This is a genomic window from Kineococcus gurbantunggutensis, from assembly GCF_050871925.1.
Taxonomy (GTDB): domain Bacteria; phylum Actinomycetota; class Actinomycetes; order Actinomycetales; family Kineococcaceae; genus Kineococcus.
The window spans coordinates 14238-39298 of record NZ_JBJLSG010000029.1 but is presented as its reverse complement, the minus strand read 5'-3'; the positions used below and the strand labels follow the sequence as shown (position 1 = coordinate 39298).

23 protein-coding genes are annotated in these 25061 nt (G+C 76.5%); 11 read left to right on the top strand and 12 right to left on the bottom strand.

Annotated features, from left to right (window positions below; translation table 11 throughout):
- Nucleotides 1-10: 10 nt before the first annotated feature.
- Together ACRYR7_RS08050 and ACRYR7_RS08045 are read left to right on the top strand one after the other, a co-directional pair.
- The gene (locus ACRYR7_RS08050) at nt 11-1306 is read left to right on the top strand and encodes a sensor histidine kinase (RefSeq protein ID WP_432571559.1); all 1296 of its coding nucleotides are present in this window, start codon (nt 11-13) and stop codon (nt 1304-1306) included.
- Entirely contained in the window at nt 1303-1983 is a 681-nt protein-coding gene (locus ACRYR7_RS08045; protein ID WP_432571558.1) for a winged helix-turn-helix domain-containing protein, read from the top strand. The genes ACRYR7_RS08050 and ACRYR7_RS08045 overlap by 4 nt, the downstream gene beginning before the upstream one ends.
- A gap of 49 nt (nt 1984-2032) precedes the next feature.
- Here ACRYR7_RS08045 and ACRYR7_RS08040 read toward each other — a convergent pair whose 3' ends face one another.
- Nucleotides 2033-2788: a hypothetical protein gene (locus tag ACRYR7_RS08040; protein WP_432571557.1), complete on the bottom strand. Its 756-nt coding sequence runs from the start codon at nt 2786-2788 to the stop codon at nt 2033-2035.
- A 294-nt stretch (nt 2789-3082) separates the two neighbouring features.
- Between ACRYR7_RS08040 and ACRYR7_RS08035 the strand changes: the two genes are divergently transcribed.
- Genes ACRYR7_RS08035 through ispF form a run of 3 tightly spaced genes read left to right on the top strand, consistent with a single transcriptional unit; the run spans nt 3083 to nt 4754 of the window.
- The gene (locus tag ACRYR7_RS08035; RefSeq protein ID WP_432571556.1) at nt 3083-3565 is read left to right on the top strand and encodes a CarD family transcriptional regulator; all 483 of its coding nucleotides are present in this window, start codon (nt 3083-3085) and stop codon (nt 3563-3565) included.
- A complete protein-coding gene (gene ispD, locus ACRYR7_RS08030) occupies nt 3562-4248 on the top strand; it encodes a 2-C-methyl-D-erythritol 4-phosphate cytidylyltransferase (protein WP_432571569.1) in 687 nt (228 codons plus the stop codon). Before ACRYR7_RS08035 ends, ispD begins: the two co-directional genes overlap by 4 nt.
- Nucleotides 4245-4754 (top strand): 2-C-methyl-D-erythritol 2,4-cyclodiphosphate synthase, encoded by a 510-nt coding sequence (gene ispF / locus ACRYR7_RS08025; RefSeq protein WP_432571555.1) that lies wholly within the window; start codon nt 4245-4247, stop codon nt 4752-4754. Before ispD ends, ispF begins: the two co-directional genes overlap by 4 nt.
- Before the next feature lie 82 nt (nt 4755-4836).
- Here ispF and ACRYR7_RS08020 read toward each other — a convergent pair whose 3' ends face one another.
- The 3 genes from ACRYR7_RS08020 to ACRYR7_RS08010 all read right to left on the bottom strand — a co-directional run bounded on the left by ACRYR7_RS08020 (nt 4837) and on the right by ACRYR7_RS08010 (nt 7973).
- A complete protein-coding gene (locus ACRYR7_RS08020; RefSeq protein ID WP_432571554.1) occupies nt 4837-6093 on the bottom strand; it encodes an AI-2E family transporter in 1257 nt (418 codons plus the stop codon).
- Between the two features lie 117 nt (nt 6094-6210).
- Nucleotides 6211-6852, bottom strand: a complete 642-nt coding sequence (locus ACRYR7_RS08015; RefSeq protein WP_432571553.1) for an MBL fold metallo-hydrolase — start codon at nt 6850-6852, stop codon at nt 6211-6213.
- Nucleotides 6849-7973 carry an S-(hydroxymethyl)mycothiol dehydrogenase gene (locus tag ACRYR7_RS08010; protein WP_432571552.1) on the bottom strand — a complete coding sequence of 375 codons (1125 nt, stop codon included), beginning with the start codon at nt 7971-7973 and terminating at the stop codon, nt 6849-6851. Before ACRYR7_RS08010 ends, ACRYR7_RS08015 begins: the two co-directional genes overlap by 4 nt.
- Before the next feature lie 81 nt (nt 7974-8054).
- Between ACRYR7_RS08010 and cysS the strand changes: the two genes are divergently transcribed.
- The 3 genes from cysS to ACRYR7_RS07995 all read left to right on the top strand — a co-directional run bounded on the left by cysS (nt 8055) and on the right by ACRYR7_RS07995 (nt 11483).
- Complete coding sequence (gene cysS, locus ACRYR7_RS08005) at nt 8055-9473, top strand: cysteine--tRNA ligase (protein WP_432571551.1); 1419 nt, start codon at nt 8055-8057, stop codon at nt 9471-9473.
- Entirely contained in the window at nt 9473-10444 is a 972-nt protein-coding gene (gene rlmB / locus ACRYR7_RS08000; RefSeq protein ID WP_432571550.1) for a 23S rRNA (guanosine(2251)-2'-O)-methyltransferase RlmB, read from the top strand. Before cysS ends, rlmB begins: the two co-directional genes overlap by 1 nt.
- A 142-nt stretch (nt 10445-10586) precedes the next feature.
- Nucleotides 10587-11483, top strand: coding sequence for a phosphatidylinositol-specific phospholipase C/glycerophosphodiester phosphodiesterase family protein (locus tag ACRYR7_RS07995; RefSeq protein WP_432571549.1), 897 nt, complete (start codon nt 10587-10589; stop codon nt 11481-11483).
- A 51-nt stretch (nt 11484-11534) separates the two neighbouring features.
- On the opposite strand, the gene ACRYR7_RS07990 is transcribed toward ACRYR7_RS07995, so the two are convergent.
- The 3 genes from ACRYR7_RS07990 to ACRYR7_RS07980 all read right to left on the bottom strand — a co-directional run bounded on the left by ACRYR7_RS07990 (nt 11535) and on the right by ACRYR7_RS07980 (nt 14883).
- A complete protein-coding gene (locus ACRYR7_RS07990) occupies nt 11535-12422 on the bottom strand; it encodes an NAD-dependent epimerase/dehydratase family protein (RefSeq protein WP_432571548.1) in 888 nt (295 codons plus the stop codon).
- Between the two features lie 18 nt (nt 12423-12440).
- Nucleotides 12441-13703 carry a DUF4032 domain-containing protein gene (locus ACRYR7_RS07985; protein WP_432571547.1) on the bottom strand — a complete coding sequence of 421 codons (1263 nt, stop codon included), beginning with the start codon at nt 13701-13703 and terminating at the stop codon, nt 12441-12443.
- A 103-nt stretch (nt 13704-13806) separates the two neighbouring features.
- Nucleotides 13807-14883, bottom strand: coding sequence for an ABC transporter ATP-binding protein (locus ACRYR7_RS07980; RefSeq protein WP_432571546.1), 1077 nt, complete (start codon nt 14881-14883; stop codon nt 13807-13809).
- A 395-nt stretch (nt 14884-15278) separates the two neighbouring features.
- Here ACRYR7_RS07980 and ACRYR7_RS07975 point away from each other — a divergent pair, with 395 nt between their 5' ends.
- Together ACRYR7_RS07975 and ACRYR7_RS07970 are read left to right on the top strand one after the other, a co-directional pair.
- Entirely contained in the window at nt 15279-15761 is a 483-nt protein-coding gene (locus tag ACRYR7_RS07975; RefSeq protein ID WP_432571545.1) for a cation:proton antiporter regulatory subunit, read from the top strand.
- An 83-nt stretch (nt 15762-15844) separates the two neighbouring features.
- Nucleotides 15845-17032 carry a cation:proton antiporter gene (locus ACRYR7_RS07970; protein ID WP_432571544.1) on the top strand — a complete coding sequence of 396 codons (1188 nt, stop codon included), beginning with the start codon at nt 15845-15847 and terminating at the stop codon, nt 17030-17032.
- 6 nt (nt 17033-17038) lie between these two features.
- Here the strand turns inward: ACRYR7_RS07970 and otsB are convergent, their stop codons facing one another.
- Both otsB and ACRYR7_RS07960 read right to left on the bottom strand, forming a co-directional pair.
- Nucleotides 17039-17899 (bottom strand): trehalose-phosphatase, encoded by an 861-nt coding sequence (otsB, locus tag ACRYR7_RS07965; protein ID WP_432571543.1) that lies wholly within the window; start codon nt 17897-17899, stop codon nt 17039-17041.
- Nucleotides 17896-19353, bottom strand: a complete 1458-nt coding sequence (locus tag ACRYR7_RS07960; RefSeq protein WP_432571542.1) for an alpha,alpha-trehalose-phosphate synthase (UDP-forming) — start codon at nt 19351-19353, stop codon at nt 17896-17898. The genes otsB and ACRYR7_RS07960 overlap by 4 nt, the downstream gene beginning before the upstream one ends.
- A gap of 239 nt (nt 19354-19592) precedes the next feature.
- Between ACRYR7_RS07960 and ACRYR7_RS07955 the strand changes: the two genes are divergently transcribed.
- Nucleotides 19593-21647 (top strand): protein kinase domain-containing protein, encoded by a 2055-nt coding sequence (locus ACRYR7_RS07955; RefSeq protein ID WP_432571541.1) that lies wholly within the window; start codon nt 19593-19595, stop codon nt 21645-21647.
- On the opposite strand, the gene ACRYR7_RS07950 is transcribed toward ACRYR7_RS07955, so the two are convergent.
- The 3 genes from ACRYR7_RS07950 to ACRYR7_RS07940 form a co-directional block, all read right to left on the bottom strand.
- Nucleotides 21644-22636 carry a DUF6807 domain-containing protein gene (locus tag ACRYR7_RS07950; protein ID WP_432571540.1) on the bottom strand — a complete coding sequence of 331 codons (993 nt, stop codon included), beginning with the start codon at nt 22634-22636 and terminating at the stop codon, nt 21644-21646. The genes ACRYR7_RS07955 and ACRYR7_RS07950 overlap by 4 nt on opposite strands.
- Complete coding sequence (locus ACRYR7_RS07945) at nt 22633-23802, bottom strand: Gfo/Idh/MocA family protein (RefSeq protein WP_432571539.1); 1170 nt, start codon at nt 23800-23802, stop codon at nt 22633-22635. The genes ACRYR7_RS07950 and ACRYR7_RS07945 overlap by 4 nt, the downstream gene beginning before the upstream one ends.
- Nucleotides 23803-23904: 102 nt before the next feature.
- Nucleotides 23905-24993: a LacI family DNA-binding transcriptional regulator gene (locus ACRYR7_RS07940; RefSeq protein WP_432571538.1), complete on the bottom strand. Its 1089-nt coding sequence runs from the start codon at nt 24991-24993 to the stop codon at nt 23905-23907.
- Nucleotides 24994-25061 lie beyond the last annotated feature (68 nt).

Here is a 25061-nt window from a genome sequence, read left to right as displayed (position 1 = left end):
GGCTGGAGACGTGGTCGGCGACATCTCGAGCAGCATCGCGGCGGCCGCCGGCGTGCTCGCGGGTGCCGCCGGCGTGCTGGCCTTCCGCGTGTCCGACCGCCTGCAGCGCCACGAGGCGCCTCCGCGCGAGCACCAGGGCGTGCCGCCGGGCGTCAGCGACGTGCTCATGGCGCTGCGCTCGTCCGCGGTGGTGCTCGACGCCACCGACGAGGTCGTCAAGGCCAGCGCCGCCTCCTACGCCGCCGGCGTGGTCGCCGGCCGGGAGCTGACCGACACCCAGCTGCGCGAGATGGTGCGCGCGTGCCGGCGCGACGGGCGGCTGCGCGAGATGGAGGTGGACCTCGCCGCCGGGCTGGGCCGCCCGCCGGCGGTGGTGCTGGCGCGCGTGTCGCCCCTGGGCCCGCGCCACGTGCTGCTGCTGCTGGAGGACCGCACGGAGTCCCGGCGGGTGGAGGCGGTGCGCCGCGACTTCGTCGCCAACGTCAGCCACGAGCTGAAGACGCCCGTGGGCGCGCTCTCGCTGCTGTCGGAGGCCGTGGAGGACGCCGCCGACGACCCCGAGGCGGTGCGCCACTTCGCCCGCCGGATGCGCCGGGAGTCCAAGCGGCTGACGCAGCTCGTGCAGGAGATCATCGACCTCTCGCGACTGCAGGCCGAGGAGAACGCCGTCGAGCCGACGCTGCTGGAGGTGGACGCGCTGGTCGCCGAGGCCGTCGACCGCAGCAGCTCGGTGGCCCACCAGCGCGAGTCCGAGATCGTGGTCGCCGGCGAGCGCGGCGTGACGGTCAACGGCGACCGCGAGCTGCTGGTGACGGCGCTGCGCAACCTCGTGCACAACGCGCTGGCCTACTCCCCGGAGCGCAGCCGCGTCGTGGTGGAGGTGCGCCGGGTGCGCCCGTCCGCCGGCGAGGAGGGCACCGGCCCGGCGGCGGTGGACATCGCCGTCTCGGACCGGGGCGTGGGCATCAGCCCCACCGACCTCGAGCGCATCTTCGAGCGCTTCTACCGCGTGGACCCGGCCCGCTCGCGCCTGACGGGCGGGACGGGCCTGGGCCTGTCCATCGTCAAGCACGTCGCGGGCAGGCACGGCGGCGAGGTGCGGGTGTGGAGCGTCGAGGGGGAGGGCTCGACCTTCACGCTGCGCCTGCCGGAGGCGCCGGCGCCCACGCCGGCCGCGGACGCCCCGCCGGTGCCGGCCACCGCGACCCCCGACCCCCCGCGGCGCGCCCAGCGCGGCGCCGCGGGTCCTTCCCGACGCTCTCCGGGCACGGACCCGGAGGACTCACCCCTGGAGGTCCGACCGTGACGCGCATCCTGCTGGTGGAGGACGAGGAGTCGTTCTCCGACCCGCTGTCCTACCTGCTGCGGCGGGAGGGCTACGACGTCGCCGTGAGCGACACGGGGCCGGCGGCGCTGGAGGAGTTCGACCGGGCCGGCGCCGACCTGGTGCTGCTCGACCTGATGCTGCCGGGGATCCCCGGCACCGAGGTGTGCCGGCAGCTGCGCACCCGCTCCAGCGTCCCGGTGATCATGCTCACCGCCAAGGACTCCGAGATCGACAAGGTCGTGGGCCTGGAGATCGGCGCGGACGACTACGTCACCAAGCCGTACTCCTCGCGCGAGCTGCTGGCCCGGGTGCGCGCGGTGCTGCGCCGCGGCGCGGAGCCGGAGGAGCTGGTGCAGACGACCGTGGAGGCCGGCGGCGTGCGCATGGACGTGGACCGGCACGTGGTGACGGTGCGCGGCGAGCAGGTGCCGCTGCCGCTGAAGGAGTTCGAGCTGCTGGAGATGCTGCTGCGCAACGCCGGCAGGGTGCTGACCCGGGTGCAGCTCATCGACCGGGTGTGGGGCTCGGACTACGTCGGCGACACCAAGACGCTCGACGTCCACGTCAAGCGCCTGCGCGCCAAGATCGAGCCGGACCCCTCCAACCCGCGGCACCTGGTGACGGTGCGGGGGCTGGGCTACAAGTTCGAGGGCTGAGCGGCGGGGGCGGGCCGCGCGACGCCGCGCGGCCCGCCCCCGGCGGGGCTCACTGGCCCCCGCTGCCCTCCTCGCCGGTGCCCTCGGCGTCGGCCTGGGTGTCGCCGCCGATGCCGGTGCTGGTGTCGCCCTCGGCGACCTCGGTCGGCGTGGCCTCGGGCTCCCCGCCGGTCTCGTTCTCCTCGGGGTCGTCGGCCTGCTGCAGGTTGTCGCCGGTCTCCGGGCCGCAGGCCACGCTCGCGGTGGGGCTGGGCGCGGCGGCGGCGGCGGTCGGGGCGGCGGTGGGCGTCAGCGGGGCGTACTCGAAGCAGGGCAGCAGCACGGGGGCCGCGACCTCGACCTCGTCGCCGCCGGCGCTGAAGGTCACCGGGACGGTCTCGCCCGGCACCGCGGGCACCTGCGGGATCTGCATCCACGCGTTGGCCTGCGCGGGCCCGTCCACGGAGGCGCCGCCCGTGGTGGCGCCCTCGGCGCCGGTGGGGTTGCCGATGTGCAGGGACTCGCCGGCGGCGACGGGGAACGTCTGCGACGGGGCGGTGCCGGCGTCGACGTCGGCGGAGATCGTCACGGTGGCGTCGGCGTCGGAGGAGTTGACCAGGACGACGGACAGCACGCCCGGCTGGTCGACGCCGCTGGAGACCACGAGGGCGTTGCGGACGTCGACCTCGCCAACGCGCGTGCCCTTGCCGTCGCTGGGGTCGTAGGGGCGCAGGGTGACTGCGGGGGAGAAGACCGTGCAGCCTGCGAGCGCCACGGTGCTCGCGGCGGTGACGAGGGCGACGGCGGCGCGCTGGCGGAGCTTCACGCGTTCAGACTACCGGCAGTCGTAGCCGATCACCCGGGTGCGGGTGTCCGGGCGCCGACGGGGGCGCCGGCGGGGTGCGGCGGGGCCCTCCCGCGGCCCCCGCGGGGCCCGCGAGGGGCGGGGGCAAGCGCTTGCCGCCGCGCTCCCGGGGCGCGCGCGAAGCACGTCCCCGGGGTTGTGTCAAGGGGGCGCCGGAGGCCCGGCGAGCCTCTGACCTGCGCAAACGCGTCCGCGAGGGGTGTTCGGCCCTCCCGGGGCGTGGTAAGGTAGACGCAGGGAAAGGGGTCACTTTCTATGGCTTTCACGGTCGGCGAAACGGTCGTCTACCCCCACCACGGGGCCGCACTGATCGAGGAGATCAAGACCCGCACCATCAAGGGCGAGGACAAGCTCTACCTCGTCCTCAAGGTCGCCCAGGGCGACCTGACCATCGAAGTGCCCGCCGAGAACGTCGACCTCGTCGGCGTCCGCGACGTCGTCGGCCGCGAGGGCCTGGACCGCGTCTTCTCGGTCCTGCGCACCCCGTACGCCGAGGAGCCGACCAACTGGTCGCGCCGCTACAAGGCGAACCTCGAGAAGCTCGCGTCGGGCGACGTCATCAAGGTCGCCGAGGTCGTGCGCGACCTCTGGCGCCGCGACCAGGACCGCGGGCTGTCCGCCGGCGAGAAGCGCATGCTCGCCAAGGCCCGGCAGATCCTCGTCTCCGAGCTCGCCCTCGCGGAGAACACCAACGAGGACAAGGCCGAGTCCCTCCTGGACGAGGTCCTGGCCTCCTGACCTGCGCGCTCGTCGTCCCGGCCGCCGGCCGGGGCGAGCGGCTCGGGGCGGGCCTGCCCAAGGCCCTGGTCCCCGTGGCCGGTGAACCCCTGCTGGTGCACGCCCTCCGGCGCGCCCTCGCGTCCGGCGTCGTCGACGTCGTCGTGGTGGTCGCCCCGGAGGGCGAGCAGCAGCACGTCCGCGACCTGCTGAGCCCCCTGGGGGCGCACCGGCTCGTCGTGGTCCCCGGGGGCGCCGAGCGCCAGGACTCCGTGCGGCGCGGGCTCGCCGCGCTGCCCGCGGACGTCGACGTCGTCCTCGTGCACGACGCGGCCCGCTGCCTCACCCCGCCCGCGGTGTTCCGCCAGGTGGTCGACGCCGTGCGCGGCGGCGCTGTCGCGGTCGTGCCCGCGCTGCCCGTCTCCGACACCGTCAAGCGCGTGGACGCGCGCGCCCGCGTGGTGGAGACCGTGGACCGCAGCGAGCTCGTCGCGGTGCAGACGCCGCAGGGCTTCGCCTGCGCCCCGCTGCGCGCCGCCCACGAGGCCGCCGCCGGGGCCGCCCCCGCGACGGACGACGCGGGCATGCTCGAGGCCCTCGGCCACGAGGTCCTCACCGTGGCGGGGCACGACTCCGCCTTCAAGGTCACCCGCCCGGTCGACCTCGTGCTGGCCGAGGCCCTGCTGAGCGGAGGACGCGCGTGAGCGCACCGACCCCCGACCGCACCGGCTGGCCGCGCGTCGGCACCGGCGTCGACGTGCACCCCCTGGTGGCCGGGCGCGAGTGCCGCGTCGCCGGCCTGCTGTGGCCGGAGGAGCCCGTGGGCCCGGCCGGGCACTCCGACGGCGACGTGGCCGCGCACGCCTGCGCCGACGCCCTCTTCGCCGCCGCCGGGCTGGGCGACCTCGGCGCGCACTTCGGCACCTCGCGCCCGGAGTGGGCCGGCGCCCCCGGCGCGCGCCTGCTCGGCGAGGCGGCGCGCCTGGTGCGCGCGGCGGGCTACGAGATCGGCAACGTCTCCGTGCAGGTCGTCGGCAACCGCCCGAAGGTCGGCACCCGGCGCGCCGAGGCCGAGGCGGCGCTCTCCGCCGCCTGCGGGGCGCCGGTGAGCGTGGCCGGCACCACCACGGACGGCCTGGGGCTCACCGGCCGCGGCGAGGGCGTCGCCGCCGTCGCCACCGCCCTCGTGGTGCCCGTCCCGCCCGCCTGAGCGCTCCGTCCCGCCCGGCCGGTCCCGGACGCGCGCCGGCCCGCCGCGGAGCACCGCGACGGGCCGGGGGAGGGGGCGGGGGTCAGGGGCGCCGGCCGCCCCGGGGGGCGTCCTCGGCCACGGACGCACCGGTCGAACCGGTCGAACCGGTCGTGGCGTCCACACCGGTCGCGCCGCCCGCCGGCTGCTCGTCGGGGGAGGGCACGCGGCGGCGGCGCGGGTGCTTCTTCTCCTCCACCGCGGGGTTCTCCGGCTCGTCGGGCAGCAGCACGTGGTGCACGTAGCGCAGCACCACGGTGATGATCGCGGCGACGGGCACGGCGAGGAACGCGCCGGTGATGCCGAACAGGGTGCCGCCGATGGTGACGGAGCCGATGACGACCGCCGGGTGCAGCGCCAGGGTCTTGCCCACGAGCAGGGGCTGCAGGACGTTGCCCTCCAGCTGCTGCACGAGCAGCACGATGCCCAGCACGATCAGCGCCTGCACCCAGCCGAGGGTGACCAGGGCCACCAGCGTGGCCAGCACGCCGGTGACGACGGCGCCGACGATGGGGATGAACGCCGCGAAGAAGATGGCCACGGCCAGCGGCAGCGCGAACGGCACGCCGATGATCCACAGGCCCACGCCGATGAAGAGCGCGTCGACCAGGGCCACGGCGGCCTGGGACATGATGTAGCCGCGCACCGTCGCCCAGACCCGCGTGCCCAGCTGGGTGGCGTGGTGGTGGGTGGTGGCGTCCATCCAGCGGCGCGACCACGGCAGCAGCCGGTCGCCGTCGGACAGGCAGAAGAACGTCAGCACCAGCACGAGCAGGAACGTCACCAGGCCCGAGCCGATGCTCGCGCCGACGGTGCCCACCCCGCCCACGACGCCCAGGGCGATGTTCTGGGCGTTGCTCTGCAGCTCGTTGACGCCCTGGTCGACGAGGTTGCCGATCTCCTCCCCGCCGAGGTTCAGCGGCGGGCCGTTGACCCAGCCCTGCACCTGCTCCAGCCCGGCGACCGCCGAGTCGGCGACGTCGCCGGCCTGGCTGGCGACGTTGGGGATGAGGGCGGCGAAGATGCCGACGACCACCGCGACCAGGATGAGGATGGCCACCAGCGCGGCGATGGAGCGGGGCAGCACCGCCCGCAGGACCTGCGCCAGCGGCCACAGGATCGCGCTGAGCAGCACGGCCAGCAGCAGCGGCAGCAGCAGGGACCAGCCCTTGCCGAGCAGCCACAGCAGCCCCGCCACGCCGACGCCCAGCACGAGCAGGCGCAGCGCCCAGCGGGACGCCTCGGCGATGCCGCGCTCGACGGTGTTCACGGTGCGGGTCGAACCCGCGGGATCACTCACGGCGACGATGCTCCCAGGCCTGGGGCGCACCGCCACTCGTCGCGCCCCGCCGCCGGCCCCCCGGAGCGGGCGGGCGGGGGCTCGGCGGGCGGCGGCGGGGCGGGCGGGGCGGGCAGGTCAGTGCCCGCGGTCCACCCACTCCTGCAGGTGCGGGGCCTCGTCGCCGATCGTGGTGCTCTGCCCGTGGCCGGTGAGCACGCGCGTCTCCGGCGGCAGCCCCAGCAGCACGTCGCGGATCGAGGCGACGATCGCGGGGAAGCTGGAGAAGGAGCGCCCGGTGGCGCCGGGGCCGCCGGCGAAGAGGGTGTCGCCGGTGAAGACGGTGCCCAGGGACGGGGCGTAGACCGACACCGAGCCGGGGGTGTGCCCGGGGGTGTGCAGCACGTGCAGCTCGGCGCCGGCCACGGCGACGACCTCGCCGTGCACGAGGTCGGTGGTGGGCACCCCGGGGTGGGTCAGCTCCCACACCTCGCGGTCGGCCGGGTGCAGCAGCACCGGGACCCGGTGCCCCCCGTCGCTGAACCGCTGCGCCAGCTCGGGGGCGCGGCGCACGTGGTCGTCGTGGGCGTGGGTGGCCAGCACCGCCAGCAGCGTCCGGTCGCCGACCGCGGTGGCGATGGCGTCGACGTCGTGCGGGGCGTCCAGGACGACGACCTCGGAATCGTCCCCGACGATCCACACGTTGTTGTCGACGTCGAAGGTCTGCCCGTCCAGGCTGAAGGTGCCGGAGGTGACCAGGTGCTCGACGCGCGCGCTCACTTGTCCATCACCACGACGCTGCGCAGCACCTCGCCGCGCTTCATGGTGGCGAAGGCCTCCTCCACGTCGCCTAGGCCGATGCGCTCGGTGACGAAGGCGTCCAGCGGCAGGCGCCCGCGCGCGTGCAGCTCCAGCAGCGCGGGGAAGTCGCGCTCGGGCAGGCAGTCGCCGTACCAGCTCGACTTCAGCGCCCCGCCGCGGCCGAAGACGTCCAGCAGCGGCACCTGCAGCTGCATCTCGGGGGTGGGCACGCCCACCAGCACCACGACGCCGGCCAGGTCGCGCGCGTAGAACGCCTGCCGCCACGTCTCGGGCCGGCCCACCGCGTCGATGACGACGTCGGCGCCGAAGCCGTCGGTGAGCGCCTGCACCGCGGCCACCACGCCGTCCTCGTCCAGACCGCGGGAGTTCACCGCGTGGGTGGCGCCGAGCTGCTGCGCCCACGCGAGCTTCCTGTCGTCCACGTCGATCGCGACGACCCGGCGCGCCCCGGCCAGGACCGCCCCGGCGACCGCGGCGCACCCCACCCCGCCGCAGCCGATGACGGCCACGGTGTCCCCGCGCTGCACGGGCGCGGTGTTCACCGCCGCGCCGATGCCGGCCATCACCCCGCAGCCCAGCAGCCCGGCCACGGCCGGGTCGAAGGAGGCGCTGGAGCCGTCGTAGATCGAGGTGTCGATCCTCGTGGCCTGCCCGGCGGCCACCAGCGTCTTGGGCGCGAAGGCGCCGATGCCCAGCGCCGGCGCCAGGGGCGTGCCGTCGGTCAGGGTCATCCTCTGCGTCGCGTTGTGGGTGGCGAAGCAGTACTGCGGCCGGCCGCGCTTGCAGGCGCGGCACTGACCGCACACCGCGCGCCAGTTGAGCACGACGGTGTCGCCCACGGCCACGTTCGTGACGCCCTCGCCGATCGCGGCCACGGTGCCGGCGGCCTCGTGGCCGAGCATGAAGGGGTAGTCGTCGTTGATGCCGCCCTCGCGGTAGTGCAGGTCGGTGTGGCACACCCCGCAGGCGGCCACGTCGACGACCACCTCGCCGGCGACCGGCTCGGGGACGAGCACGTCCGCGGTCTCGACGGGGGCGCCCTTGCTGCGGGAGATGATCGCGGGAACGGTCCAGGCCATGGTCCCGACCCTAGACGAGCGGGTGCCGGGCGGGCCCGGCGAGCGGCGGGCCGTGCCGCCCCCGGCCGGTAGCCTTGCCGTGTGACCCTGCGCCTCCACGACAGCGCCGCCGGCGCGGTGCGCGACTTCGTCCCGCTGCGGCCCGGGCGGGTCGGCGTGTACGTCTGCGGCGCCACGCCGCAGGCCTCCCCGCACCTGGGGCACGTGCGCGCGCAGGTCGCCTTCGACGTGCTGCGCCGCTGGCTGACGGCCGGCGGCCTGGAGGTGACGCTGGTGCGCAACGTCACCGACATCGACGACAAGATCCTCGCCAGGGCCGCCGAGGCGGGCGTGGAGTGGTGGGCGCACGCGGCCCGCTTCGAGCGGGAGTTCTCCGCCGCCTACGACGCCCTGGGGGTGCTGCCGCCCACGGTGGAGCCGCGCGCCACCGGCCACGTGCCGGAGATGGTGGAGCTGATCGGCCGGCTCGTCGAGCGCGGCCACGCCTACCCCGCCGCCGACGGCTCCGGCGACGTCTACTTCGACGTCCGCTCCTGGCCGGAGTACGGCAGCCTGACCCACCAGCGGCTGGAGGACATGGAGCCCGCCGCGGACGCGGACCCGCGCGGCAAGCGCGACCCGCGCGACTTCGCGCTGTGGAAGGGCGCCAAGCCCGGCGAGCCGGCCAGCGCCTCGTGGGACACCCCGTGGGGGCGCGGCCGGCCCGGCTGGCACCTGGAGTGCTCGGCGATGGCCGGGCGCTACCTGGGCCCGCGCTTCGACGTGCACGGCGGCGGGCTGGACCTGCGCTTCCCGCACCACGAGAACGAGCAGGCGCAGTCGCGCGCGGCCGGGGACGGGTTCGCGAACTTCTGGCTGCACAACCACTTCGTGACGATGGCCGGCGAGAAGATGAGCAAGTCGCTGGGCAACGTGCTGGGGATCCCGAACCTGCTGCGCGAGCACCGCGCCGTGGTGCTGCGCTACTACCTGGTCTCCGCGCACTACCGCACCGCCCTGGAGCACTCGGCCACCTCGCTGGTGGAGGCCGAGGCCGCGTACTCGCGGCTGGAGGGCTTCGTGCGCCGGGCCGCCGAGCGGCTGGGGGCGCACGCGCCCGCCGGCGCGGTCTCGGCGGAGTTCGCCGCCGCCATGGACGACGACCTGGCCACCCCGGCGGCGCTGGCGTCGCTGCACGAGGCGGCCCGGCGCGGCAACCAGGCGCTGGCCGACGGGGACGAGCAGGCGCTGGCGCTGGCCCTGGGCCACGTGCGCGCCGGCCTGGACGTGCTGGGCCTGGACCCCCTCGGCGAACCGTGGGTCTCGCGGGCGGGCACCTCGGACGCGGCGCGCGACGCGCTGGACGTCCTGGTGCGCGCCCGCCTGGAGGAGCGCGCGGCCGCCCGCGCCGCGCGCGACTTCGCCACCGCGGACGCGGTGCGCGACTCGCTCAAGGACGCGGGCATCGTGATCGAGGACACGCCCACCGGTGCCCGGTGGACGTTGGAGGGCGAGCAGTAGTGGCCGGCAACTCCCAGCGCCGAGGCGCTGTCAGCAAGGGCAAGAAGGGCCCCTCCATCGGCACCGGCGGCAAGAACCGCCGGTCCCTGGAGGGCAAGGGCCCCACGCCGAAGGCGACCGAGCGCACCGGCCACCCGGCCGCGGCGCGCGCGGCGAAGGCGGCGCACCGCGCCGCCACGACCAACCCCCGCCCCGGCGGGCGGCCGCCGGCGCGGCGCACGGCGAAGAAGACCGGCGAGACCGAGTGGATCGCCGGGCGCAACTCCGTCGTGGAGGCGCTGCGCGCGGAGCTGCCGATCACGGGGATCTACGTCGCCGCGCGCATCGACTCCGACGACCGCGTCAAGGAGGTCCTCTCCGCCGCCGGCGACCGCGGCATCCCGCTGCTGGAGGCCTCGCGCGCCGACCTGGACCGCCTGACCGACGGCGCGGTGCACCAGGGCGTGGCCGCCTCCGTGCCGCCCTACGACTACGCGCACCCGCAGGACCTGCTGGACGCCGCCGCCGACGCGGGCCGCCCGCCGCTGGTGGTGGCGCTGGACGGGGTGACGGACCCGCGCAACCTCGGCGCAGTGGTGCGCTCGGTGGCCGCCTTCGGCGGGCACGGCGTCGTGGTGCCCGAGCGCCGCGCGGCGGGCATGACCGCCTCGGCGTGGAAGACCTCGGCCGGTGCCGCGGCGCGGGTGCCGGTGGCGCGCGCGACGAACCTGACGCGCGCGCTGCAGGAGTACAAGGACGCCGGGCTGTTCGTCGTGGGCCTGGACGCCGACGGCGACGTGCTGCTGCCGGAGCTGGACCTGGCCGCCGGGCCGCTGGTCGTGGTGGTCGGCGCCGAGGGCGCCGGGCTGTCGCGGCTGGTCCGCGAGACGTGCGACCAGGTGGTGAGCATCCCGATGGCCGGGGCGGTGGAGTCGCTGAACGCCGGGGTCGCCGCGGGCATCGCGCTGTACGAGGTCGCCCGGCACCGCTGAGGCGCCGCCCGCCGGGTCGCCGCCCGCCGGGGCCGCGGCCCCGGCGGGGGCTGTTCGGCGGGCGGTCGTCCCGCGTTCGCCCGCGTGACGTGATCACCACGTAGCGTCCACCCCCGTCCCGCACCCGACGACGGAGGACCCCGTGCGCCGATCCGCCACCGCCCTGCTCGCCGCCCTCGGCGGCGCCGCCCTGATCCCGTTGGGCGCCACCGCCGCCGCCGCGGACCCCGGTGCGGCCCCCGCCCCGGCGCCCGCCGTGCAGCCGCTGCCGCAGGCCCACGCCCACAACGACTACGAGCACGAGCGCCCGCTGCTGGACGCCCTGGACCACGGCTTCACCAGCGTCGAGGCCGACGTGTACCTCGTCGACGGCCAGCTCCTCGTCGCCCACGACCCGTGGGACCTGGACCCCGCCCGCACCCTGCAGTCGCTGTACCTGGACCCGCTGGCCTGGTTCACCGAGCACCACCGCGGCAGCGTCTTCGGCGACGGGCGGCCGGTGCAGCTGCTCATCGACATCAAGACCGAGGCGGTGAGCACCTACGCCGCGATCGACGAGGCGCTGGCCTGGTACGACGCGCGCGACCCGTGGATGCTCACCACCTACACGATGACCGACGAGGGCTACGACGCCGCGCCGGGCGCGGTCAGCGCCGTCGTCTCCGGCAACCGGCCGCTGGACCTCATCGCCCGCCAGCCGGTGCGCAACGCCGCCTACGACGGCCGCTCGGGGGACCTGGCCAGCGGCGCCGACCCGGACTTCATGCCGCTGGTCAGCGACAACTGGAACAACCTGTTCACCTGGAAGGGCGTCGGGGAGATGCCCGAGGCCGAGCGCACCCGCCTGCACGAGTTCGTGCGGGCCGCGCACCTGGCCGGGCGCCAGGTGCGGTTCTGGGCCACCCCGGACGAGCCCGGCCCCGAGCGCGAGGCCGTCTGGCGCGAGCTGGTCGCCGCGCACGTGGACCACGTCAACACCGACGACCTCGCCGGCCTGCGCGGCTTCCTGCTCGCGCTGCCGCAGCAGCCCGCGGCCTGAGCCGCGCCGCGCGGTGCCCCCCGGCCGGGGAGCACCGCGCGACGGCGCGCCTCAGACGTGGTCGCGCCAGCTGTGCTGCGGCTCGAAGCCCAGCAGCCGGCGGGCCTTGGCGATGCTCAGCAGCGTCTCGTGCTCGCCCAGCTCGCCGCGCACCTCCACGTCCGGGTACACCTCGGCCATGAGCTCGGCCGAGGAGCGGCTCATCACGGTGTCGGCGTTGGCGATGACGAACACCTCCACGCCCGGGCCGGTGCGCTGCAGGGACAGCCGCACCGCCTGGGCGCCGTCGCGGGCGTCGACGTAGCCCCACAGGTTCCACTTGCGCAGCCGCGGGTCGGCGTCGAAGGAGGGGAAGGCCGCGTAGTCCTCCACGTGCATGACGTTGGAGAAGCGCAGGCCCGTCATCGTCAGCTCGGGCTGCCAGCGGCAGAAGTGGTGCGCCATCTCCTCCTCCAGCGCCTTCACCAGCGAGTACGTGGACTCCGGGCGGACCCGGTACTCCTCGTCCAGCGGCGCGTAGGGCGGGTCGGCGTCGTCGAAGGGCAGGCCGAGCAGGGTCTCGCTGGAGGCCCACACCACGTTGCGCACCCCCGCGGCGCGCGCGGCGTCGAAGACGTTCCAGGTCGCGGCGGAGTTGTTGCGGAACGTCGCGGAGTTGCTCAGCAGGCCCGGGGCGGGCACCGCGGCCAGGTGCACGACGGCGTCGAAGGGGCCGGGCCGCTCGTCGGTGCGCCCGGCCAGCGCCTCGAGCACCTGCCCGTGGTCGGTCAGGTCGATGCGCAGGAACTGCGCGTCGTCGCCCTCGCGCAGCGTGGAGGGGCGCACCTGGTCCAGCGCCAGGACCGACCAGCCGTGCTCCAGCAGGTCGCGCAGCACGACCCGTCCCAGCTTGCCGGCGGCGCCGGTGAGCGCGACGCGGGGCTTGCGGTCAGCGGGCACGTTCGTCCTCCAGGGTTCTCAGCGCTCCGCGATGACGCGGATCGCCTGGGTGTCCACGCCGAGCACGGCGCGCTCGTCGGGCTTCGAGGGCAGCACGCTCTCGACGTAGGAGTGCACGGCCTCGTCGAGGCCGACGTCGCGGCCGGCGCGCTCGGAGAGGTACCAGCGGTGCTCCAGCACCTCGTGGAACAGCTCCGGGCCCTCCAGCTTGCCGCGCATCTCGCGCGGCACGGCGCGCTGCACGGGCTCGAAGACCTCGCCCATCCAGTCGTGGGCGACGATCTCCTCGTCCTCGTTCTGCCGGTCGGTGGCGGCCATGTACGAGTCGAGGTCGTTGAGCAGGCGGCGCGCCTGGTTCTCCTCGGCGTCCAGGCCGGTCAGGCGCAGCAGGCGGCGGGAGTGGTGGCCGGCGTCGACGACCTTGGGCTCGATGCGCACGGTGGTGCCGTCGATGTCGGTGGTGATGGCCAGCTCGCCGACGTCGAAGCCGAGGTCGTTCAGGCGCCGGATGCGCGCCTCCACGCGCCAGCGCTCGCCGCGCTCGAAGGACTCCGGCTCGGTCAGCTCCGACCACAGGGCGCGGTAGCGGGAGATGATGCGGTCGGAGATGGCCAGGACGTCGTCCATGTCCACCTCCAGCGCGCCGCTGGCGACGACGTCCATGAGCTCGCCGGCGATGTTGGTGCGCGCCACGTCCAGGTCGTACTCGCGCTGGCCGGTGGACAGCTCGTCGTAGAGCTCGCCGGTCTCGGCGTCCACGAGGTAGGCGGCGAAGGCGCCGGCGTCGCGGCGGAACAGCGTGTTCGACAGCGACACGTCGCCCCAGTAGAAGCCGGTCAGGTGCAGCCGGACCAGCAGGACGGCCAGGGCGTCGACGGCGCGCTTGGCGGTGTCCGGGCGCAGCGTCTGGCTGTAGAGGGCGCGGTAGGGCAGGGAGTACTGCAGGTGCCGCGTGATGAGCACCGAGTTCAGGGGCTCGCCGTCGCGGTCGGCGCGGCCGGTGATGACGGCCACGGGGGAGACGCAGGGCACCTCGAGCCGGTTGAGCAGGCGCAGCATCCGGTACTCGCGGTGGGCGATCTCCGCGTTGGTCTCCTTCACCGCCAGCACCCGGTTGCCCAGCTTCACGAACCGCACGACGTGCCGGGAGATGCCGCGGGGCAGGGCGGCGAGGTGCTCCTCGGGCCACTCCTCCAGCGGGACGTCCCAGGGCAGGTCCAGCAGCTCGGGGTAGGGCCTGGCCGCGGTGATCTGCAGCGAGGTCGTGGTGGGCGCGCTCACGCGGTCATCCTCTCAGGGCGGGCGCGCGGGCGCCGGGCCCGGACGCGGCGAGGGCCGCCACCCCTGCTGGGGGTGGCGGCCCGCGACGTCGTGCTGGGGTCGCTCAGGACTCGATGCGCTGACCGGAGTGCTGGTCGAACAGGTGCACGTGGCCCATCTTGGGGGTGAAGTGCACCGTGGAGCCCTTCTCCGGGGGACGGCGGCCGTCGACGCGCGCGATGACCTGCAGCGCCTCCTTGCCCGGCTGGGCCAGCGAGCCGTAGATGTAGGCGTCCGCGCCGAGCTCCTCGACGACCTCCACCTGCACCGGCAGGCCGCGCTCGGACAGCTCCAGGTCCTCCGGGCGCACACCCAGGGTGAGCTTGTCGCCGGTGGCGGCCAGCGCCGTGCGCTCCACCGGGTGCACGGTGTCGCCCAGGCGCACCCCGCCGTCGGTGACGTCCAGGGTGAGCAGGTTCATCGCCGGGGAGCCGATGAAGCCGGCCACGAAGACGTTGTTGGGGTGGTCGTACATGCGGCGGGGGGTGTCGACCTGCTGCAGCAGCCCGTCCTTGAGGACGGCCACGCGGTCGCCCATCGTCATGGCCTCGACCTGGTCGTGGGTGACGTAGACGGTGGTGACGCCCAGGCGGCGCTGCAGGGAGGCGATCTGCGTGCGCGTCTGCACGCGCAGCTTGGCGTCCAGGTTCGACAGCGGCTCGTCCATGAGGAACACCTGCGGCTGGCGCACGATCGCGCGGCCCATGGCCACGCGCTGGCGCTGGCCGCCGGAGAGGGCCTTGGGCTTGCGGGTGAGGTACTGCTCCAGGTCCAGGATCTTCGCCGCCTCCTGCACGCGGCGCTTGATCTCGTCCTTGGGGGTGCCGGCGATCTTCAGGGCGAAGCCCATGTTGTCGGCGACCGTCATGTGCGGGTAGAGCGCGTAGTTCTGGAACACCATCGCGATGTCGCGGTCCTTCGGGGGGACCGTGGTGACGTCGCGGTCGCCGATGAGGATGCGACCGCCGTTGACGTCCTCCAGACCGGCGAGCATGCGCAGCGAGGTCGACTTGCCGCAGCCGGACGGGCCCACGAGGACGAGGAACTCGCCGTCCTCGATGTGCAGGTCCAGGGCATCCACGGCGGGCTTGTCGCCACCGGGGTAGATGCGGGTCGCCTTGTCGAACGTGACCGTGGCCATCGTCGTGTCCTTCCACCGGCAGGTACGTGCCGGACGATCCGAGTGGAACGGACCCGGTCGCTGGTGCTCCCGGGCGGTCTTCAGGTGCGACCGGTGCTGCGGGAGCGCCCCCGGCGCCGCGCCAGCGGCGGGTCCGGAGGGGATCGCCCGCGACCCCGACCCCCGCGGCGCCCTCGCCCGTGTGGTCGCAGCGTCGCGGTGCGACGGATACTGCACCACGCCCCGGCGCCGGGCAAGCAGTGTGACCAGAGCCACACCGGCGGGTCCCGCGCCGGCCGCGGGCCCGGGATGGCGCGGCGCGGCGCCGGCGTTGAGGGGGGTGGACGCTGCGGCGTCCGGGGGACAGCCGTCGCCCCCGTCGTCGGCTCCCCCGTCCCAGGAGGACACTGGAGACCGTGGACCTGGAAGAGACCAAGCTGCCCGGCGTGGGGCTGCGGCACGACTTCACCACCGCTCGCGGCCGCCGCATCGGCGTCATCTCGACGCGCGGCGGCGAGCGCGAGCTGCTCGTCTACTCGCAGGACGACCCCGACGCCTGCCACTCCGTCGTCGACCTCGACCCCGACGAGGCCGAGGTGCTGGCCGAGCTGCTGGGCCAGCCCCGCGTCATCGAGCGCCTGGCGCGCCTGCGCGAGCAGATCGAGGGCCTGGCCACCGAGGGCGTCTACGTCGAGCCCGGCTCGCCCTACGAGGGCAGGACGCTGGCCGACGCCGCCATCCGCACCCGCACCGGCGCCTCCGTCGTCGCCCTGGTGCGCGCCGGCGAGGTCATCCCCTCCCCGGCGCCGTCCCAGCGCTTCCGGGCGGGTGACAAGATCGTGGTGGTGGGCACCCAGGAGGGCGTGCGCGCCACCGCCGAGGTGCTGCAGCAGGGCTGAGCCCCGGCGGTTCGGCGGGGGAGAGGGGGCACGGGCCGCGCGGCCCGCGCCCGCGGGGACACGGGAAGGCGGCTGGTCGGGGAGTGCACACCGCGGCTCTGCTCATCGAGCTCGGTGCGATCATCGTCGGCCTGGGCCTCGTCGGCCGCCTGGCCGGGCGGCTGGGCATCTCCCCGGTGCCCCTGTACCTGCTGGCCGGCCTCGCCTTCGGCGCCGGCGGGGTCCTGCCGCTGAACGCCCCCGAGGAGTTCCTCGAGGCCGCCTCGCAGATCGGCGTGGTGATGCTGCTGCTCCTGCTGGGGCTGGAGTACTCCGCCGGCGACCTGCTGGGCAACCTGCGCCGCCAGGCGCCGGTGGGCCTGCTCGACCTGGTCCTCAACGGCCTGCCCGGCGCCGCGATCGGCCTGCTGCTCGGCTACGGGCCCGTCGGGGCGCTGGCGATGTTCGGCATCACCGCCGTCAGCTCCTCCGGCATCGTCGCCAAGGTCCTGGCCGACACCGGCCGCCTGGGCAACCGCGAGACCCCCAGCGTGCTGGGGATCCTCGTGCTGGAGGACCTCGGCATGGCCGTGTACCTGCCGGTCCTCACCGCCGTGCTCGCCGCCTCGGGCGTGTGGCAGGCCACCGGCTCGGTCCTCATCGCCCTGGCCTGCCTGGGCGTGGCGCTGTTCGTGGCGCTGCGCTGGGGCTCGCACATCTCCCGGTTCGTCTCCGGCGGCAGCGCCGAGGTGACCCTGCTGCGCGTGCTGGGCCTGGCCCTGCTGGTCGCCGGCGTCGCCGAGGCCCTGCACGTGTCCGCCGCCGTCGGCGCGTTCCTGCTGGGCATCAGCCTCTCCAGCGACCTGGAGGAGGAGGCGCACCGCTCCCTGGAACCGCTGCGCGACCTGTTCGCCGCGGTCTTCTTCGTCTCCTTCGGCCTGTCCACCGACCCCTCGACGCTGCCGCCGGTGCTGCTGCCCGCGCTGGCCCTGGTCGTGCTGGGCATCGCCACCAAGCTCGTCACCGGCTGGGTCGCCGCGCGCCGCGCGGGCATCGCCGTGCCCGGCCGCATCCGCGCCGGCGCCGCGCTCGTGCCCCGCGGGGAGTTCTCCATCGTCATCGCCGGCCTGGCGACCGCCGCCGGGCTGGACCCGCAGCTGGCGGCGCTGGCGGCGGCGTACGTGCTCTCGATGGCGGTGCTCGGCCCGGTGCTGGCCCGCTACGCCGACCCCTTCGGGCGCTGGTGGGTGCGCCGCCGGCGCGAGCGCGCCGCGGCCGTCACCGTCCGCTGAGCGCGCTCAGCGCCCGCGCAGGTCGGCCAGCAGCGCCAGCAGCGCCGCCACGTCCCGCGGCGAGCCCACCCGGTGCCGCGCGGCGGTGGGGCCCCCGCCGACCTTGACGGTCACGTCGCCGGCGTCGGGGGACAGCGCCGCGAAGGCGTCCTCGTCGGTGACGTCGTCGCCGGCGAAGAGCACCGCCCCCACCGGCCCGCCCGCCGCCGACAGCGCCTCGCGCAGCCGGCGCACCCCGCCGCCCTTGCCGAGCTGCACCGCGCCCAGCTCCACGACCTCCTTGCCCCGCAGGGCGTGCACGCCCGGCAGCGCGCCCGGCCCCGCCAGCGCCAGCGCGGTCGCCTCCGCGGCCACCTCGCGCGCGGCGCGGCGCGTGTGCAGCACCGCCGACATCGGCTTGCGCTCCACGTGCACCCCCTCGCGCCCGGTGGCCACCGCGTCCAGCTCCGCGCCCAGGCGCTCCAGCAGCGCCGCCTGCTCCGCGCTCAGCGCCGCGCCACCGGCGCCGTCCGCGCCGTCGACGCCCTCGTCCAGGGAGGACTGGGTGCCGTGCCCGCCGACGAGGACCACGCCCGCGGGCGGCTGAGCGCACGCGCGCAGGTCGTCCAGCGCGCGGCCGGACACCAGCGCCACGTCCGTGGTGGCCACCAGGCGCTCCAGCGCCGCCGCGGAGGCCGGCAGGGCGCGCGCCGCGGAGGGCTCGTCGACGATGGGGGCCAGCACGCCGTCGAAGTCCAGCGCCACGAGCACCCGCCCGCGCGCGGCGAACCGCTCCAGCTCGGCGACCAGCTCCGCCGGCGGCCCCGCGCCCGGCTCCGCGTCCGACCCCGGCCCCGCGCCCGGCCCCGCGCCGGTGGGCCCGCTCACGCCGAGCGCTCCGCGCTCGCCGCCACCTCGGCCGCGGTGCCCCGCGGGTCCGGGGCGTGCTCGGCCAGCGCCTCCAGGAACGAGGCCGCCCAGCGCTGCACGTCGTGGTCGCCCACGCGGCGGCGCAGCGCCCGCATCCGCCGGCCGGCCTCGCGCGGCGGCATCCGCAGCGCGCGCAGCACCGCCTCCTTCAGCCCGTCGATGTCGTGCGGGTTGACCATCAGCGCCTGCCCGCCCAGCTCGTCGGCGGCGCCGGTGAACTCGCTGAGCACCAGCACCCCGCGCTCGTCGTGCCGGGAGGCCACGTACTCCTTGGCGACGAGGTTCATGCCGTCGCGCAGGGCGGTGACGAGCATGACGTCGGCGGCCAGGTACAGCGCCGCCATCTCCTCGCGCCCGTAGGAGTGGTGCAGGTAGTGCACCGCGGTGTGCGCGATCGTCGAGTGGGTGCCGTTGACCCGCCCGACGGTCACCTCCACGTCCTGGCGCAGCTGCACGTACTGCTCCACGCGCTCGCGGCTGGGCGTGGCCACCTGCACCAGCGCCGCCTCGCCGGCGCTGATGCGCCCGTCGTCCAGGAGCTCCTCGAACGCCTTCAGGCGGTGCAGGATCCCCTTGGTGTAGTCGAGGCGGTCGATGCCCAGCAGCAGGTGCTCGGGGTCGCCGAGGTCGCGGCGGATCTCCGCCGCGCGCGCCTTGACGTCCTCGCGCTGGGCCAGCTCGTCCAGCGCGCGGAAGTCGATGGAGATCGGGAACGACGCCGCGCGCACCTCCCGGCCGCCCTCGGCGTCCAGGCGGATGCGCCCCGAGCGCGCCGGCAGGTTGCTGGCCCGGCGGCAGGCGCGGGCGAAGTTGCTGGCGTCCGCCGGGCGCTGGAAGCCCACCAGGTCCGCGCCCAGCAGCCCGTCGATGATCGCCTTGCGCCAGGGCAGCTGCGCGAAGATCTCGAACGGCGGGAAGGGGATGTGGTTGAAGAACCCGATCTGCAGGTCCGGCCGGCGCCGGCGCAGCATCCGCGGCACGAGCTGCAGCTGGTAGTCCTGCACCCACACCGTGGCGCCCTGCGCGGCCTGCTCGGCGGCCGCCTCCGCGAACCGCTCGTTGACGCGCACGTAGGCGTCCCACCAGCTGCGGTGGTAGCCGGGCGCGACGATGACGTCGTGGTACAGCGGCCACAGCGTGCCGTTGGAGAAGCCCTCGTAGTACTCCTCGACCTCCTGCTCGGACAGGGGGATCGGCACGCAGCGCACCCCCTCGGCGTCGAAGGGCTCGGGGGCCTCGCCGGCGCTGCCGGCCCAGCCGACCCACGCGCCGTCCTCGCGCTTCATCACGGGTTCCAGGGCCGTCACCAGGCCGCCGGGGCTGCGCCGCCAGGACGACGACCCGTCCGCTTCCTCCACCCGGTCCACGGGGAGCCGGTTGGCCACCACCACCAGGTCGTAGTCGCCGGGCATCGAGATGGTCCTCCTCGGGAGTCGGTGCGGCCGACCCTACCGGCAAGGTCACGGACCGACCCGTCCAGCGAGCGGCCCCGGCGCACCCCGCCCGCGCGCCCCCCGCGCGCCGCCCGCGCCCGCGGCTCGTGCGCGCCTCGTGCGCGGGGCGTGGACGCGGTGTGCACACCCCGCCACCGCCCCGGCGGCGGGCCCGTCGCACCCTCGGCGCGCGGCCCCTCCTGCCGTACCGTGGGGTCGTGGTCACCCCCTTCCCGCGCACCCCCGGCGAGGCGCCGCCGCGTCCGGGCGGCGCCCGCGACGACCGCCACGACCGGGACCACCGCGCGGGCCGCGACCACCGCGACGACCCCTGGGCCCCCGCCGGCGGCGCCCCCGCGGCGGACCCGCGCACCCCCTCCACCGGGTGGCGCCCGGCCCCGCACACCCCGTCCCCGGGCGACCGGGTGGGCGGCTACCGCCTGGACCGCGTCGTCGGCGAGGGCGGCATGGGCGTGGTGTGGCTGGCGCTGGACGAGGAGCACCGCGCCGTGGCGCTGAAGGTCCTCAAGCCCCACATCGCCGCCGACCCGCACGCGCGCGCCCGCCTGGCCCGCGAGGTCGCCACCCTGGAGCGGGTGCGCTCCCCGCGCGTGGCCGAGGTCCTCAGCGCCGACGTGGACTCCCCGTGGCCGCACCTGGTGACCCGCTACGTGCCCGGGCCCTCCCTGGAGTCCGTGGTCTCCTCCCGCGGGCCGCTGAGCGGCGGGCGCCTGCGCGCCCTGGGCCACGGCCTGGCCCAGGCCCTGCAGGCCATCCACGCCGCCGGCGTGGTGCACCGCGACCTCAAGCCCAGCAACGTGCTGCTGCTGGACGGCGACCCCGTCGTCATCGACTTCGGCATCGCGCACGTCGCCGACGACGTGCGCCTGACCTCCACCGGCCTGGTGATGGGCACCCCCGGCTACCTGTCCCCGGAGGTCGTCGCCGGCGGGCGGGTGTCCACCGCGACCGACTGGTGGGGCTGGGCCGCCACCGTGGCCTACGCCGCCAGCGGCCGCCCGCCCTTCGGCGGCGGTCCCATGGAGGTCGTCCTGGACCGGGTGCGCCGCGCCGACGTCGACCTCACCGGGGTGCCGGCGGACCTGCGCGCGCCGCTGCTGGCCGCGCTCGCGGTCAACCCCGCGCACCGCCCGCACCCCGAGCAGCTGCTGCGCGCCCTGGACGGCGCCACGACCGGCCCGCAGCGGGCCGCCGACGCGACCGGGACCGCGGCGGTGCCCACCGCGGCGCCGCCCGCGCCCGCCGCGCCGGGGGGCGGGTCCGCCTCGCGCTTCGCCTCGCTCATCGGGCCGGAGACCTCCGTGCTGCCCGCCGTGGACCCGGCCGCCGGCGCCCCCGGGCCCGTGCCGGAGAGCGCCGCCGAGCGCACCACGGTGCTGCCGCCGGTGGCGCCGCCGACCGCGCCGGTGCCGCAGCCGGCCCCGCCGGCCGGTGCCCGCCAGGCCCCGCCGGGCTGGATCCCGCGCGCGCCCGGCCCCGGCCCCGGCCCGGCGCAGCGCCCCGGCCCGGCGCAGCGCCCCGGGCCGGCGCAGCCCTTCGCGCCCCCGCGGGCGGAGCAGCCGTGGCCCGGCCAGCCCCACCCCGGTCAGCTCCACCCGGGTCAGCCCCACCCGGGTCAGCCCCAGCCCGGCCGGCCCGCCGGGCAGGACGGGCCGGCGCCGCGGCTGGGCACCAACGGGCAGCCGGCGCGCCCGCAGCGCAGCTGGACCCTGCTGGCGGGCCTGCTCGCCCTGGTCGGCGTGCTGGCCGTGGCCCCCACCGCGGGCGTGGTCCTCGCGCTCGCCGGCGGGGTGCTGGCCCGCACCGTGGACCGCTGCTCGGCGGCCCTGTTCCGCCGCCGCTGGGAGGCCGGCCCGCGCTCGACGGACGCGCTGGCGCTGACGGCCGCGGCCCCCTGGCACGTGCTGCGCGCGGCCCTGTCCACGCTGCTCGCCTCGGTCGTGCCGCTGCTGGTGGGGATCAGCGTCGCCTTCATCGGCGGCACCGTCGCGGGCGCGTCCCCCGGCTCGCCGGAGCTGCTGGCGCTGGGGGGCCTGGCCGGGGTGCTGGTGGCCTGGTTCGGCCCCGGCAGCCGCTCGCTGCAGCGCGGCACGCGCACCGCGGTGCGCACCGCCCTGGCCGGGGAGCGGGCCACCGGCACCGCGATCGGCGTCCTGCTGCTCGTGGCGTTCGCGGCCGCCGTCATGGTGCTGCAGGGCGACACCCCGGACTGGCGGCCGCTGGCGCAGTCGCCGTTCGACCGCCTGCTCTAGCTGCTCCAGGCCCCCGCGGTGCCGCGCGCCGCGCCGGTGCGCCCGGCCGCGAGCGCCGCGCGGCCCAGCGCGGCCAGCTCCCGCCCCCGCTCCGGCCCGCTGGCGCCGTCGGCGACGACGACCGCGCAGCGGAAGCGCAGCTCCTCGCCGTCGCCGAAGGGCACCTCCTGCGAGAAGAACGGCGCCGGGCACAGCGCGGCGAACTGCTCGCTGCGCGCGAACCACTGCGGCGGGTGCTGCGGGTTGTCCCGGTCGTCGAGCAGCAGCACGGTCGAGGCGGCGTCCACCCCGTCGTGCCGGCCGCTGAAGGCCATCCACTCGGCCCGCTGCCCGCGCAGCTCGTCGCCGCCGGCGGTCCGCTCGGTGACCAGGCGCCCGCCGGTGAAGCTGCGCGGCCCGCGCCAGAACAGCCCGCCGTAGCCGGCGTTCTCGCGGCCGTTGGTGGTGGGGCTGCCCAGGGGCAGGTCGCCGCCGGAGACGTTGCGCATCGCCAGGTCCGCGGTGAGGACCCAGGCGTCGGCGGCGGGGGCGGTGAACACCAGCTCGCGCCGCTCGCGCACGACCTCCTCGCCGGACTGCGCGTGCCAGGCCAGCTGGTGCGCGAACCGCGCGCCCCCGCCGCCGTCCTCCCCGGCGGCGAGCACCTCGACGGTGTCCATGGAGCCGTCGTTGTCGAGCTGCACGTAGCCGCGCCCGCGCACGTGCGTGGGCCCGCCCCAGAAGTTGTGCGGGCCCACGTGGGGCAGCGACCAGGCGATCCCCCGGTGCCACACGTGGTCGTGCGGGCGGTACAGGGTCACCTCGTGCCCGGCGGGGGTGCGCAGCGGGTGCAGGTGGGGGCGCGGGGACTCCAGCTGCGCCGCGTCGCTGCGGTAGAGGTAGCGGGCGACCGCGACCTCCCCGCCGGCGCCGGCCAGGTGGACGGCGAAGGCGCCGCCGGGCGCGTCGTGCTCGGCGCGCAGCGCGCCCGCCGCACCCGGTGCGCTCACCGGGCCGTCCCCGCGGCGCCGTCGCGCTCCCAGGGGGCGCCGGTGCCGTCCATGCGCAGCGCGAAGGGGTCCTCGGGGCCGATGTCGCCGCGGCGCACGAGCGTGCCGGTGAACGCCGAGCGGTACACCGCCGCGACCAGCTCCAGGGTGTCGCGGGCGGTGCGCAGCGCCACCGGCGGGGTGGTGCCCGCGTCGAGGGCGTCCAGGACGGCGGCGAACTGCGCCTCGTGGCTGCTGGGCACCCCGGCGGGGCCGGCCGCCCAGGTGCGGGCGACCTCCTCCTCGTGGCCGGGGGCGGCGGTGACGGTGAAGTCCTCGTCGTCGTAGCCGTACAGGTGGGTCAGCTCCACGGTGGCGCGCTCGAGGTCGAAGCGCAGCACGGACGTCTCGCGCGGGGAGACCACGGAGTTCACCACGGCCGCCAGCGCCCCGGAGGCGAAGCGGACGGTGGCGACGGAGACCTCCTCGGTGCGGGTGGGGCGCGCGCCGCGCGCGGCCATCGCGCTGACCTCGGTCCACTCGCCGAGCACGGCGAGCATGACGTCGACCTGGTGGATGCCGTGGCCCATCGTGGGCCCGCCGCCCTCGGCCTCGAAGGTGCCGCGCCAGGGCACCTGGAAGTAGGCGTCGGGCCGGTACCACTGCGTCAGGCAGTTCGCCACGAGGGGCCGGCCCAGCGAGCCCTCGGCCACGATGGAGGCCAGGCGCCGCACGCCGGAGCCGAAGCGGTGCTGGGAGACGACGGCCACCGAGCCCGTCGAGGCCGCCTCGGCGGCCAGCAGGCGGTCGGCCTCGGCCAGGGAGAGCGCCACGGGCTTCTCCACCACGACGTTCGCCCCGGCGGCCAGGGCCGTCTCGGCCAGCGGCACGTGGGTGGCCGGCGGCGTGCACAGGCAGACCAGGTCCACCGGGTGCGCGGCCAGGGCGTCCTCCAGGCGCCCGGCGGTGCCGGGCACGTCCCAGCGCTCGGCGAACCCGCGCGCCTTGGCCTCGTCGACGTCGACGGCGGCCACCAGGCGCACCCGGTCGCCGGCGGCGCGCAGCGCGGCGGCGTGGGCGTGCGCGATGCCGCCGGTGCCGACCACGACCGCGGTGCGGGCGGGGCGCGCGCTCTCCGGGGCGGGTGCGCCCGCGGGGGCGGTCAGCGTGGCCCGTACGTGCTCCACGGTTCCTCCTGGTCCTCGTCGACCGACTGGATAGCGTTTACCGGGGGTAACCGTAGCAAGGCGGCCCCGGCCCCGGAACCCCCCGCGCCGCGGCGGTGCCCGCTACCGGCCCAGCGGCGGGGTGCTGTCGCGCAGCAGCACCGTCCCGCGCACGTGCTCCACGCGCCGCTCGCCGCCGGGGGAGTCCACCAGGTCGAAGGCGCGCGCGCCGATCTCCGCCAGCGGCAGCCGCACGGTCGTCAGCGCCGGGGTGACGTCGCGCAGCGTGGGGATGTCGTCGAAGCCCGCCACGGCCGCGTCGCGCGGCACCCGCAGGCCCGCCTCGCGCAGCGCGGCCATCGCCCCGACCGCCATGACGTCGTTGGCGGCCACCACGCACGGCGGGCGCCCGCCCCGGCGCGGCAGACCGTCCGGCAGCACCGCGCTCAGCGCGGCGTGCGCGCCGTCGCGGGTGAACGGGCCCGGCAGGTCCAGCACCGGCGGGCACCCGCGCGCGGCCAGCGCCTCGCGCACCCCGGCGCTGCGGTCCACGGCGGTGGACACCTCCGGCGGGCCGGGCAGCAGCACGAACTCGCGGTAGCCGGCGCCCACCAGCGCGTCGGCCAGCGCGGCGGCGTCCTCGCGGTTGTCGATGAGGACCGTGTCCACGCCGAGCACGTCCTGCGTCACCGCGGCCACCTGCCCGCCGGAGGCGCGGAACGCCTCCAGCTCCGCGCGCAGCGTCGCCGTGGAGGAGCCGTCCTGCCAGCGGCTGCCGGCCAGCACCACGGCGCGCACCCGCTGCCGGCGCAGCGCCGCCACGTGCGCGACCTCGGTGACCGGGTCCGCCCCGGTGACGGCCAGCGTGACGATGACGCCGGCCGCGGCGGCGCGCTCCATGACGCCGGAGGCGATGGTGGAGAAGTACGGGTCGGCGATGTCGTGGACCACCAGGCCCACGACGTTCGAGCGCCCGCGCGCCATGGCCTGCGCCTGGGCGTTGGGGGAGTAGTCCAGGTGGGCCGCGGCGGCCAGCACCTTCTCGCGCAGCGCCTCGCCGACCACCCGGGTGCTGCCGTTGAGCACGCGCGAGGCGGTCGCCAGCGACACGCCCGCCTCGCGGGCGACGTCGTGCAGGGTCACCGGCCCCGAGGCCGGCGCCCGCCGCGCCCGTCGCCTGACGCCCTGCTCTGCCCGCGGCTCCTCCGACACGCGCCTCATCCTGCCGTGCCGGAGGGGCCCGCAGGGCCGGTGCGCCCTGCCGGGTCCCGGCGGGCCCC

What these genes read in the sequence shown, in the direction of transcription:
- ACRYR7_RS08035 (WP_432571556.1), top strand. Translation starts at nt 3,083, where the DNA reads ATGGCTTTCACGGTCGGCGAAACGGTCGTCTACCCCCACCACGGGGCC.
- ACRYR7_RS08010 (WP_432571552.1), bottom strand. Translation starts at nt 7,973, where the DNA reads ATGGCCTGGACCGTTCCCGCGATCATCTCCCGCAGCAAGGGCGCCCCC.
- ACRYR7_RS07980 (WP_432571546.1), bottom strand. Translation starts at nt 14,883, where the DNA reads ATGGCCACGGTCACGTTCGACAAGGCGACCCGCATCTACCCCGGTGGC.
- ACRYR7_RS07960 (WP_432571542.1), bottom strand. Translation starts at nt 19,353, where the DNA reads ATGCCCGGCGACTACGACCTGGTGGTGGTGGCCAACCGGCTCCCCGTG.